This is a genomic window from Pseudarthrobacter sp. LT1, from assembly GCF_035621795.1.
Taxonomy (GTDB): domain Bacteria; phylum Actinomycetota; class Actinomycetes; order Actinomycetales; family Micrococcaceae; genus Arthrobacter.
On sequence record NZ_CP141831.1, the window covers coordinates 57,233 to 68,602 of the forward strand.

The 11,370-nt window shown below is 63.3% G+C and carries 10 protein-coding genes; all 10 read left to right on the top strand.

Translation table 11 applies throughout. The features are described from left to right. Positions 1 to 321 precede the first annotated feature (321 nt). The 10 genes from VIK36_RS22005 to VIK36_RS22050 all read left to right on the top strand — a co-directional run bounded on the left by VIK36_RS22005 (position 322) and on the right by VIK36_RS22050 (position 11,353). Positions 322 to 1,215: a M23 family metallopeptidase gene (locus VIK36_RS22005; protein ID WP_324645363.1), complete on the top strand. Its 894-nt coding sequence runs from the start codon at positions 322 to 324 to the stop codon at positions 1,213 to 1,215. Beyond that, positions 1,215 to 1,745, top strand: coding sequence for a hypothetical protein (locus VIK36_RS22010; RefSeq protein WP_166843105.1), 531 nt, complete (start codon positions 1,215 to 1,217; stop codon positions 1,743 to 1,745). Before VIK36_RS22005 ends, VIK36_RS22010 begins: the two co-directional genes overlap by 1 nt. Before the next feature lie 178 nt (positions 1,746 to 1,923). Beyond that, a complete protein-coding gene (locus VIK36_RS22015; protein ID WP_166843106.1) occupies positions 1,924 to 3,099 on the top strand; it encodes a MinD/ParA family ATP-binding protein in 1,176 nt (391 codons plus the stop codon). 17 nt (positions 3,100 to 3,116) lie between these two features. Next, complete coding sequence (locus VIK36_RS22020) at positions 3,117 to 3,446, top strand: hypothetical protein (RefSeq protein ID WP_243753418.1); 330 nt, start codon at positions 3,117 to 3,119, stop codon at positions 3,444 to 3,446. Positions 3,447 to 3,449: 3 nt separating this feature from the next. Continuing rightward, a complete protein-coding gene (locus tag VIK36_RS22025) occupies positions 3,450 to 4,229 on the top strand; it encodes a hypothetical protein (protein ID WP_166843108.1) in 780 nt (259 codons plus the stop codon). After that, a complete protein-coding gene (locus VIK36_RS22030; RefSeq protein WP_324645364.1) occupies positions 4,210 to 6,096 on the top strand; it encodes a hypothetical protein in 1,887 nt (628 codons plus the stop codon). Before VIK36_RS22025 ends, VIK36_RS22030 begins: the two co-directional genes overlap by 20 nt. A 46-nt stretch (positions 6,097 to 6,142) precedes the next feature. Continuing rightward, on the top strand, positions 6,143 to 7,708 hold the full coding sequence (locus tag VIK36_RS22035) for a hypothetical protein (RefSeq protein ID WP_166843109.1): 1,566 nt from the start codon (positions 6,143 to 6,145) through the stop codon (positions 7,706 to 7,708). After that, a complete protein-coding gene (locus VIK36_RS22040; RefSeq protein WP_166843110.1) occupies positions 7,705 to 9,279 on the top strand; it encodes an ATP-binding protein in 1,575 nt (524 codons plus the stop codon). The genes VIK36_RS22035 and VIK36_RS22040 overlap by 4 nt, the downstream gene beginning before the upstream one ends. Further along, entirely contained in the window at positions 9,276 to 10,973 is a 1,698-nt protein-coding gene (locus tag VIK36_RS22045; protein WP_166843111.1) for a type IV secretory system conjugative DNA transfer family protein, read from the top strand. Before VIK36_RS22040 ends, VIK36_RS22045 begins: the two co-directional genes overlap by 4 nt. After that, positions 10,970 to 11,353 carry a DUF4913 domain-containing protein gene (locus tag VIK36_RS22050; RefSeq protein ID WP_166843112.1) on the top strand — a complete coding sequence of 128 codons (384 nt, stop codon included), beginning with the start codon at positions 10,970 to 10,972 and terminating at the stop codon, positions 11,351 to 11,353. The genes VIK36_RS22045 and VIK36_RS22050 overlap by 4 nt, the downstream gene beginning before the upstream one ends. Positions 11,354 to 11,370: the final 17 nt, after the last annotated feature.

Below are 11,370 nucleotides of genomic sequence, written 5' to 3' on the forward strand. Positions count from 1 at the left end.
TAAGTTTTCAACCACACTTAACTAATGGTCTTATTTTCCATCCTAGCCTTAGGGCTGAGTTTAGCCGGGATGGGTTTTCCGCTCGGGGGAATAGGCCCCGGATTAGCCCAGGGGAGGGGCGGCATGTCTTTGACAGTCGGTCGAGCTGCTAGCACTGTTGCTGTCGCTACCGCCCTTACATTGGGGTTCGTTGTCGTGGTCCTTGACGATGGCGGCTCTCCGGCCCAGGCGGCTTCTGCTTGTGTCGCTCCTGGGACCGCAGCTGAACCGGCATCCTCAACGATTTCCGGCAGCACAGTGGCCGGGTTCGACGGTGAGCAAATGAAAAACGCGGCCGCCATTATGAAGGCTGCGGCTGATTTGAAGCTGCCGGTGGCTGCCCAGTTGATCGGTGTCCAGGCTGCCATTGGTGAGTCATCGTTACGGGTCATTGATTTCGGGGACGGCGCAGGCCCTGACTCCCGCGGGCTGTTCCAGCAGCGGGCGAACGGTGCGTGGGGTTCCTATGAGGACCGTATGGACCCTCACACCAGCGCGACCAACTTCTTCAAGGCCCTGCAGAAGGTCGAGGGCTGGGAAACCCTCGAACCGACCATCGCTATTCACCGCACGCAGCGGAACGCGGACCCGAACCATTACACCCGCTTCCGGGAGCAGGCCACGCAGATCGTGAAAGCCCTCGGCGGGGAATCCGCAGCGTTGGTGGATCCCTCCGGGGTGTGCCCGGCCGAGGGGAACCAGGTTGTCGGGGACATTGCCGGCAAGTGGGTCAAGCCTCTGCCAGGGGCTGACATGACCAGCGGCTACGGCCCGCGGCCGGCCCCGCCCGGCACTGCCGGGGGAGTGCTGGCGAACTTCCACTACGGCATCGATTTCTCCACCCCGGGACATGCCGGGACGGTCCTGGCGATCACGGATCTGAAGATCGTGAAGATCCGCAACCTCGACGGCCAGTTCGGGACCGGTGTCACCGGGCAAACGCTCGACGGGAAGCTGACCATCGGCATGTACCACATGGAGGCCGGGTCCCTGAAGGTCAAGGAAGGCGACATCGTTGCTGCCGGGACTCCACTTGGGATCGAAGGGGCCACAGGAAACGTCTCAGGCCGGCACACGCACATGGAGTTCTATGCCGGGGCTCTGCCGAACCCGATGATCCCGATCAACGCCACCATCGACCCCACCCCGATCCTTCAAGAGAAAGGCATCCTGTGATGCGTAGAACCGCACTCGCCCCGGCGCTGCTCGCGGCCGCAGCGCTACTGACGGCCTGCGCCGGGACCCCCACCGCAGACAGCACGGCCACCGCGACGGCCGCGCCGACCATCACAGCCGACGCTGACGGGAATTCCACCGGTGACGGTCATGACCACGACGAAGCCACGGAGCACTATGACGGCCCTAACGTCACCTGGGATGCCGGCGCAGAGCAGACAGTCAAGGACACCGCCGGAAAGGCCATGGCCCTGTTCGGCCGTCCCACTGTGGAAGAGAAGACCTGGTTCAGGGATCTCGAACCCATGCTCGCCGCCGAGTACAAGGAGGATGCCCGCTACATCGACCCGGCCCAAGTCCCGTTCTCCACCGTCACCGACGGTCCGGCGATCAGCCGGGAAGCACAGAACCCCATGACCGTGACCGCCACCTTCGACACGGACGCCGGGCCCTGGACGATGATGCTCCACCGCATCGGCCAGGACGATCCCTGGCTTGTGACCTCGATCAGCCCGGTGAGTGCCCCATGAATGCCCCGGCCACCGGCGCGGATGAGTTCGGCACGGCACCGCTGTTCACAGATCCGCTCACCAACCCGGACAGTCCGGGACCGGCACAAGCAATCGCGACGGCTGCCCCGTTGCTGTTCCAGGAACCTGTCCCACAGATTTCCAGAAGTCAGAACCCCGCGAATGAAAGGAAGACCCGATGAGTACCAACTGGTCAGGCGCAGAGCGGAAGTCACGCGCCCCCATCAGCCTGCTCGATCCGGAAACCAGCGCAGAGGACAACACCCCGGAAACGGCAGAGGCCGCCGTCTCCGAGTCAGCACCGGATAAGGCACTTGCAGCAACAGCTGCGCCGGCCCCGCTGGTCAGCGGCCGGCGCAGCGCCTCGGTGCTGCAAAAGGACAACTTGAACGATGAACTGCCCCCGGCCACTGGCTGGCAGGCGTTCCTGCGGGCAGTGACGTTCGGTCTGGTCAAGCCCAAGGTCGGCGCGGCCGAGCTGGCCCGCCGAACGGACCTCTCCGCGATCCAGCGGGTCTATTCCCGGCCCATGCGCATCATGGTCGCCCAGCCTCTGGGCGGGGTCGGTAAGACCATGTGCAGCGTCGGGATCGGCTCCACCTTCGGGATTCACTCGGGCCAGCACGCCATCGTGTGGGACAACAACGAAATGATGGGCACCCTTGGTGTGCGGACCAACGCAAACGGCTCCACCCGTACCGTGTGGGACCTGCTCAACGTCCTGGAAAAGTTCGAAACCATCGAAGCCCGCAAAGGCGACTTCTCCTACTACACCCGCCACCAGGGAAAGAATCAGTTCTCCGTCCTGGCCTCCGACGAGGACCCTGACCGGATGAAGTCCATTGGGGCCGAAGAATTCAACCGGATCCACACAGTGGTTAGCCGGTTTTACGACACCATCGTCCTGGACACCGGCAACAACACCCGCTCCGAGAACTGGTTGGCTTCAATCGAGGTCACAGACCAGCTCGTGATCCCGGTCCGGCTACAGCGCAACGCTGTCGTCTCAGCCCTCCGGATGATCGAACAGCTCGAATCCATGACCGAACGCACCGGGAACCGGCACTACAAAGACCTGGTGAACAACGCCGTGGTCGTCGTGACCCAGGGCGGCGGGGCGAAAGTTTCAGCCGCCGATCGGGCGGACCTCCGTGCCCAGCTCGAAGGTACGGTGCGGGCCATCATCGATATCCCATACGACGCGGCACTCGATAACGGCTCCATCATCGACTGGCAGCTCGTGGGCGATCCTGCCCGCCGCGCTTTCGAACGCGTGACCGCCGAAATCGCTGCTGGCCTGCTCGAGGTAGATAACCGCACTGCCCACGCCCCTAACCACTTCACCAACCGATAGGAAACCCCATCATGTTCATGAGCATCGTCAACGAAGTCATCGTTCCCGCGGCCGCCAACAACCCCCTGGACGGGGTGACACCGAACATCAACGTCTTCGGCGTCAAGTTCCAAGGCGCGATCCAACTCATCCTCGGCGGCATCTGGGCGTTGGTCCTGATCCTGGTTACCGCCGCATTCCTGATGAACTTGGGCAAGTGGGGCGTCGCCCGCCAGCGCGGCCACTCCGACGACATTGCAGACGGCGCAGACGGCGCCAAGCGCAGCGGCATCGCCTTCGCCGCCGTCGCCGGCGCCAGCGTCATCATCGGCGGCATCCTTGCCCTCACAGCAGCAGCGGGAGCCTAGTCCATGCAGAAGCACTGGAAGGCGCTTACGGCGGTAGGAGTTGTGATCGTCGCCGTTGCCGTGGCCGTAATCCTCATCAGCCGTCCGACACCTTCCGCTGAACAAGAACCCAGCTCACTTCAGGCGTCCGGGAAGTTCGGGTTTCCCGTCTCCACGATCAAGATCGGTGAAGGAGGAACAAAAACGGCCGGTGATGGCAAGACCATCACCGGCTATAGCGGCACGTGTGATTCCGCCGCCCAGGCAGCGGCCAACTTTGCTCCGCTGCTATCGGAAGTCAATCTGAAGACCTGGGCGGACCAAAAGAAAACCCTGACTGAGGTTTCCGTTCCGGGCCCCTGGTTCGAAAAGGTGACTTCCGGGGGAGACCTCATGACCACCACCAAGAATCTGCCGTCCGGCGCTTTCGATGGCGGGTGGGTTTCCCGTTCCGACGTGGCTGCCGGCGGCCTGTACCGGGTTGCCAGCTGCGAAGAGAAGAAGCGCGCTGTGGTTCAAGTCTTCATCGGATCTTTGAATGCCCAGGTCAAAACCGTTCCGGCCGGGGGCTTCGGAACGGTTCCGATGGAACTGACCTGGGATGGCGACTGGAAGATCACGGACGCCCGACAGTCTGCCGATGACCCGAATTTCGGCGGCCGCGTCCAAGACAGAGGACCTGCTGGAGCGACGCCTGGAGAACCCACTGGAGATTTTCCGGTGTTGACCCAGGACCTTGTGAACTCGGTGTTCGCGGACGTGCGCAGAGATGGGTGGATTGAGTATGCGAACGCTAAGCGCTAATAAGACGATTCGCCTGGTCGCGGCCCTATTGTCGTTGTTCCTCAGCCTCGGGGTTATCACCGCCGGACCTGCTCAGGCAGCGGACGACATAACGAAGTCCGAGAAGTTGAACGCTGATCAGATGAAACGCCTTGCGGGATTGCCCGATGATCAGAGGAATGCGATCCGGGACAGGCTGAACCTGGAGCTTGGCAAGACAGCTTGTGGTGACATGGCCTTCTACGCGGCCATGGGCGGAAGCAATTGTGAGAATGTCGCGGCAAAGGCCTTTGAGACGTTCCTGACGACGCCGGAGAAGTCTCTGGACTACGGCGGGGACACTGCGTCGTTCTGCGCCGCGCTGCCCTCTGCGGGAGCGCCTCTGACGGGTACAACCTGGTGCACGGGCGGGTCGATTATTCAGAAGTTCGCTCCCGTAGCTGGCGCCGTTCTGCGGACCGCCATCGCGGTCCAGCCTGGTGGGCAGTTCGTGCTGGGTGCGGTGGACACGGTGGCCTTTATCGCCAATGCCAAGGATGGGTTTGAGAAGTTTGCGAACTCGACCAAGGAGGCCGGCGTCTCGGCCACGAACGAGGTCCTGGTGAACCTGTTGAAGGTCTCGAAGTTTGACGTCGATGAGGGTTTCCGGACCACGTGGGCGATCTTTTCCGGGCTTGGGATCATCCTGCTGACCCTCATGTTTTTCAAACTCTTCCGGGACTACTCGGACGAGAAAATCGATCCGGACTCCATGCGTGAGTCCGTGCTCTGGTATGCGCCGTTGGCGATTCTCCTGGCCTTGTTCGGTCCGGTCCTGGGCTACGTGGCAAATAACGCGCTGATCAGTCTCACGGAGTCGATCAGCCCGTGGACGGCAAACCAGATCGGGACCTTCTCCACGACCATTTCCCGGTTCGCCTCGTATGAGTCGAACGGGGTTTTCGGCCCGCTGGCAGCTGTACTGCTGTTCGGCCTGCTGTTTATCGGGGCGTGGGCACTCCTGGGGCTTTTCGCTCTGGCGCCGATCGCCCTGTACCTCCTGGGCGTAGGTATCGCGTTAATGCTCGGATTCATGATTCACCCGGAGCACCGGGCCCGGGTCGGCAAGGTCGGGTCGCTGTGGCTGGGAATCGCTTTGTCCAAGCCGCTGCTGCTGTTGATCATGGGTGCGTTGTTCAGTTTCATTTCCTCCCGCCCCGCGTTCCAAGGCGGGGGAACCAGCGATGCGCTGGTGAACGCTTCATCTGTCTTTATTGCGGCCGCCGCGATGGTGGTCCTGGCGTTCTCGCCGGCATTGCTGTTCAAGTTCGTCCCCATCCTTCCCTCTTCCGCTACCGGGCTGGGTGCCAACCGTCCCTCGATTGCAGGGGCGGCGATGGTCGCCGGAGCCGGAGCCGGAATCGGCGCGATGATCCGTCAACGCCGCACAATGCAAGCCCAGTCCGGCCCGGCTAGCGGCGGCCCAGTCGGCCCGAACGGCGCAGGGCAGCGGCAAGGTAGTCCCGGCCTTCCTGTCGGGCCTGACAACGGTATGACCGGCTCGCCGGCAGGCGCTGGGACTGGCCGTCGCAGTGCTGGCCATGCCGGCCGGGAGGCGTCCGGCGCCCAGGATCCAACGCCAACTCCTGATACCCGCACCATCGCCCAGGCTCAGCGGGACGATCGGGCCGGGACACCGACGGGGAAGGCTGCTGCAGCGGCGCGCAATGGCGCTGCCGCCTTCGGTAAGGGCACGGCAACAGCCACACGGGGATCGGCCAAGATCGCCGCGGGCGGTGCGACAGCGTTCCTCCTGGCAGGACGTGAAGCATCGCGGCAGGCTGCGATGCGCGGCCGTCAGGGCGTGCATTCGATGGCCCCGGATACCGATCACATCAGCGGCCGGTAATGAAGCAGTTTGTAGCGGGCAGTAAGGAAGCGGGGGAGTAGGTCTGATGGGACGCATGGTTGTTGTCGGTGGTGAGGTTTCCCGGCGTGGTTTGTGGGGCGGGAACCGCACCGGTCCTGAATGGATCGGCCTGAGCACCGCCTTGGCATTGGGACTGGTGACGGTCATTTCCCTCAAGGACGTGATCGTGCTGGGCCTGATCCTGGCCGCGGCCATCGTCGGGCTCGGGGTGGTCTTGACCACGCCGAGCAAGATTACCGGGTACCGCTCTCTGGGGGCGTTGATCGTTGAACGGCAGCACCAGCGGTCCCGCCGCAAGAACAAGTCCGCGACGTTTGTCCCGGTGAAGTTCCGGGACCAGACCCGCATGGTGAAAGCCTCTAAGGCTGATCGGGCCCGTGCCGATGAGAAGGGCATGATCGAGGTTCCGGTGAAGCACCGGAACAATGCCCCGCTGATGGTCGGGACGGTCCGCCCGTTCACTGTGCAGACCCCGACGGGGCCGATGACGGTTTTCCGTCACGGCGGGAAGATCAAAACCCCGTACTACACGGTGACCGTGGAAGTGATGGGTTCTTCCTCCGGGATCCGGGAGGAAAACCGGGAAGACTCCGCGTACGTGGCCCGCGGTCAGTTCCTGGCCCGGATGGCCCGCCGGCAATCCCTCATCACCCACGTCCAGACGCTCTCCCGCGCGGTCCCGATGGATTCGACCGACCACCTGCTGTGGATCAAGGACAAGCAGGCTCAGGGCATCAACCGGCTGCTGATCACTTCCTACGGGGACCTGGTCCAAACGTTGCAGTCCCGTTCCGAGCAGCACCGCACCTACGAGACGTTCCGCATTCCCCGCTCCGCTGCGTTGTCGCTGAAGGCCTCCAAGCTCGGCGGCGGTGACACCGGCCTTGGGCTGGCTATCCATCAGGAAATCCGCACCGCCCTGGCGCAGGCGCAGATGATGGGCGGGATCCAGGATTACCGCACCCTGGGACCTGAACAGATGGCAGCCCTCCTGCGGCACCTGCAGGACCCGGATTTCGACATTGACGATGATGAGAACGCGGACCTGGCCGACTGCTGGCAGCACATGGACGGGGATTCCTCGGATTCTTCGGTGGTCATCAACGGCCACTGGCACACCCGCACCGGGTACGTCCCGGCTTCAGCGTTCAGCCCCGAAGCAATCCCCGTCTCCGCCCTGCAATCGTTGGTCTCCGGGATCCAACCGGCCGTGGTCCACACCGTCTCCATGGTCCTGGAACTGGCCGATGCCCGCACCGCCCGGGGGAAAGCCCGCACGGACGCGGCCATGGACCGGGCCAAGGGCAAGGAAGTCGCGAAGTCCGGTGTCGTGACCGACGGATCCGAAGAAGTCCTCATGGGCGCCTCCACCCAGCGGCTCCTGGACCTCAAACCCGGTTCCGGGCACCACGGCGCTTCCTACGCGCTCTACATCTCCTACTCCGTGGAATCAGAGGACGAGCTGCTGGCCACCGCCGATCTGATCGAGGCTGCGGCCGCGGACGCCGGGATCGAATTCATTGACTGGATGGATCACCGCAATGACCTGGCCTTGATCACCACCATGCCGTTCACGAGAGGAATCCGATGAACACCCCCAAACTCATCAAAGGCCTGCGGATGCCTTGGGCCCTGACCACAAAATCCCGCCGCACCAAGCGTTCCCAGACCCGGAAACAGCGCCTAGCCGCAGAGAACAGCGTGGCCGCCGCTACCGGAGATGCCCTGGCAGCCAAGCGCCGTGCAGGAAAAGACAGCCGCGAAGCCACAGCGAGCGTGCAGTGGCATTGCGAGCGGAAGAGCTCGCGGGCCTCCCGGCTGGGGTATTACGATCCGGCCGCCCCTGGTGTGTTGTCCTCGACCCGGCAGATGGAATTTTCGCACATGGCCATTGCCTCGCCCCCGACCTCGCACCGGGGCCTGGCGTTCGGGATCGATGCAGGTTCCGGGTGGATGGTCGTCCATGACCCGTTCACGTCCTACGGCAACGAGCTCGAATCCCCGAACGTCTGCTTCATCGGGGACCTTGGCCAGGGCAAGTCCTCCGGGATCAAGACTTGGGCGGTGCTGCGGCAGCTGCTCTTGGGCCGCCGCGTCGTGGTGATCGACAAGAAGTACCAGCTGGACCAGAACGGCGGGGAATACACCTCCCTCGCCCAGCGCCTGGGCATCACGCCGGTGAAGTTCATGGTCGGCGGTGGAGGGGCCAAGATCAACATCCTGGACCCGCGTATCGCTGCCCGGCTGAACGAGGACAGCCACGACGACACGGCACTGTCCACCCCGGCGGGTCAGTCCATGCTGGTCCGTGCCGTGGTTGAAGAAGCCCTGGGCCGGCCGCTGCTGCCCAAGGAGGGCAAAGCCGTCCGGATAGCCCACAAACAGGCGCTCCGCACGGCGGCCGCGAACAACGAAACCGCCCATATTCGCCACGTCCTCTCAGCGCTCTACGCACCCGACGCGGACGCCGCGGCGGCCTCGAACCTGTCCGTGAAGGAAATCCGGCAGTGGGGCCAGGACCCCGCGTTTGAACTTGAACGCATGATCGAAGATGACCTCGCCGGCCTGATCGACGGCGAAACCAGCACCGAAATTTCCCTGAACGCAGGGCTGACCGTCTTTGACGTGTCCCTGCTCCCGGAGGACGGGCCGGCGCTGGCGATCGTCATGACGATCATCAACACCTGGCTGGCGAACACGCTCTACCGGCAGGAAGAACCTGTCCCCACTGTCCTGGTTATCGAAGAAGCCTGGCACACCGTCCAAGGCTCCGTTGCGAAGGTCACCCGCCGCAACACCAAGCTTTCGCGGGCCCTGTCGCTCTCGTGCATGTTCGCGTTCCACCACATCTCCGACATTCCCGGAGACTCCCCGGCCATCGCCATGCTCAAAGAGTGCGGAACGGTCCTGCTCTACAAGCAGCAAAAATCCGATGACGCCTGGGCGTGCGAGAGGATGTTCAACCTTCCCGCCGGGTCCGCGGCCGATATCGCGTCCCTGACCAAAGGCACCTGCATGATGCGGATCGGCGGGAAGGATCCTTTCATTGCCATCCACGTCCGCAGCGCCCTGGAAATCGAACTCACCGACACCGACAAGGCCATGAAATCCACGGCCACCATCAACCAGCACGAAACCGACACCCAGGAGGAAGCAGCATGAGCGCGACCAAACGTATGTCCACGGATTCAGTGATGAAAATCGGCCTGGCCGTCATCGTGATCGTCCTGGTTGTTCTCGGCTGGGTATCGGCATTCCTGGGAGAGTTGCTGACACCCACAGGGATGCCCTGGACCGACTTCTCCGCGCTGTCGGCAAAGATCAAGGCCGGCGAATTCGCTTGGCCCGGTGCAGCCACGTGGATCCTGATCGTCCTCGCTGTCCTGGCCCTCGTCGGCGCGGGAATGCTCACGGCCCTCTTTGGCGGGAACAAGCACCGCGACGACGGGCTGCCCCGCTACAAGGACCTCGAAAAGCGGATGGGCAAAAAAGCCGCCTTGGCCAAGGCCAAGCAGTCACTGGAACTCCCGGACGACGCCACCGAAGAAGAGATGATTGTCGCTCTGTGCAAGCTCGACGGACAGACGCTCTACGTCCAGCACGAAGACTCCATGTGGGTGTTCGCCCCGCAGCGCTCCGGTAAGACCCTGTTCCTGGCCGTCGGGATCGTCCTGGACGCACCAGGTGCCGTGATCGCCACTTCCACCAAGAATGACCTGCCGATGTTGACCGGTGTTGCCCGGCAGCGCAAGGGCGATGTGTCCGTGTTCGACCTTCAGGACATTTCCGGGTGGCCGAACAAGGTCCGGTGGAACGTCATCACCGGGTGCGAGGATCCCGACGAGGCACTGGCGCGAGCCAAGGCCTGGGCAGGCGCCCAGCCCATGGGCAACGTCAAGAACGGGGACTTCTTCAACTCCAAGGCCTCAGCCGTCCTTGGCCGGTTCCTGCACGCCGCTGCTTTGGGTGGTAAGAACATCGAAGACGTGGTGCGCTGGTCGAACAACTTCGCGGATAAGGAGCCCTTGGAAATTCTGCTTGACCACGGCGCTCCCGCAGCGTTCTCGGACCGCCTGCGGGCCCTCACCACCTCACGGGCCGGCGAAACGGTGGACTCAATCCAGGAAACCCTTGCCGGGCTGCTCGAACCGTTGTCCTCACCGAAGGCCATGCAGATGCTCAGCCCTGCGGAGGGTGAAGGATTCGATATGGAAAGGTTCCTGGAAAAGCCGAACACGGTGTACCTGCTCACGGACGGGGAGCGCTCACCGGTCGCACCGTTGGTGGCGATGTTCGCCGACTTCATGTTCCGCAAAGCCCAGCGCATTTCCCAGTCCATGCCCGGAGGCCGGCTGTGGCCGGTGCTGACGATGGTCCTGGACGAGGCGCCGAACGTCGCCGCCATCCCGGACATGGCCAGTGCGCTGTCGGATTCCGGCGGTCGTGGGATCCGCATCATCGGGTTCAGCCAGTCCTTTGCGCAGAACCGGCAACGCTGGGGCAATGAAGCCGCCACAGCAATCCGTGGAACCTCCTCGATCAGGTTGTTCCTGCCGGGCCTGGAAGAGCTCGACGAGCTGGACAGGATCGCCCGGGCCGCGGGGACTACCCGCAAGGAACGAGTCTCCACCTCCCAGGGCCGCGGTGGATCCTCCCGGACCATCAGTGAGGAAGAGCGGCCTGTGATCCGTGGGAACGAGATCCAGCAGCTTCCAGTGGGGGAGGCCTTCATGCACTACAGCAACGTCGCCCCTGCGGTAGTGAAGCTCATGCCGTGGTGGGAACGTGCTGATGCGGATCAGATCAAGTCAGATAAGGCAGCTGCAGGAGAGATTGTCAGGAAGGTGCAGGTATGACCCAGCACGGCCATGAGCAAGACGATGGAGTGGATGAGGCCGAACTGATCCAGCAGTTTGTCATGTGGGTTGAAATGTTCGTCCACGATGTTGAAGCGGTTCCCGACGAACCCACCGGCCGGCACTGGTGCCCTGAGTGGTGGCAACACCCAGAAGCTGTAGCCCGCTTAAAGTCCCTATTCGAGGCTTACAAGCAGGCTGACGAGGACAACACCATGTCGGCCTGGTGGGTCCAGCACTGGGACCCACAGTCCCGCACGCTGTTCTCCGCCGCCGGCCCCTTCAAAAACTGCCAACGGCAGCACGCATTCCTTGACCGGGCACAGGACTACACGCCGCGGCTGGTTACGGTGCCGCCGCCGGTTGACTGGAGTCCATAGAACTGGAGCCCACTCGC

Bases quoted from the DNA above. Each gene is read 5' to 3' on its own strand.
- VIK36_RS22025 (WP_166843108.1), top strand. From the start codon at position 3,450: ATGCAGAAGCACTGGAAGGCGCTTACGGCGGTAGGAGTTGTGATCGTC.
- VIK36_RS22020 (WP_243753418.1), top strand. From the start codon at position 3,117: ATGAGCATCGTCAACGAAGTCATCGTTCCCGCGGCCGCCAACAACCCC.
- VIK36_RS22010 (WP_166843105.1), top strand. From the start codon at position 1,215: ATGCGTAGAACCGCACTCGCCCCGGCGCTGCTCGCGGCCGCAGCGCTA.
- VIK36_RS22040 (WP_166843110.1), top strand. From the start codon at position 7,705: ATGAACACCCCCAAACTCATCAAAGGCCTGCGGATGCCTTGGGCCCTG.
- VIK36_RS22030 (WP_324645364.1), top strand. From the start codon at position 4,210: ATGCGAACGCTAAGCGCTAATAAGACGATTCGCCTGGTCGCGGCCCTA.
- VIK36_RS22005 (WP_324645363.1), top strand. From the start codon at position 322: ATGAAAAACGCGGCCGCCATTATGAAGGCTGCGGCTGATTTGAAGCTG.
- VIK36_RS22045 (WP_166843111.1), top strand. From the start codon at position 9,276: ATGAGCGCGACCAAACGTATGTCCACGGATTCAGTGATGAAAATCGGC.
- VIK36_RS22050 (WP_166843112.1), top strand. From the start codon at position 10,970: ATGACCCAGCACGGCCATGAGCAAGACGATGGAGTGGATGAGGCCGAA.
- VIK36_RS22015 (WP_166843106.1), top strand. From the start codon at position 1,924: ATGAGTACCAACTGGTCAGGCGCAGAGCGGAAGTCACGCGCCCCCATC.
- VIK36_RS22035 (WP_166843109.1), top strand. From the start codon at position 6,143: ATGGGACGCATGGTTGTTGTCGGTGGTGAGGTTTCCCGGCGTGGTTTG.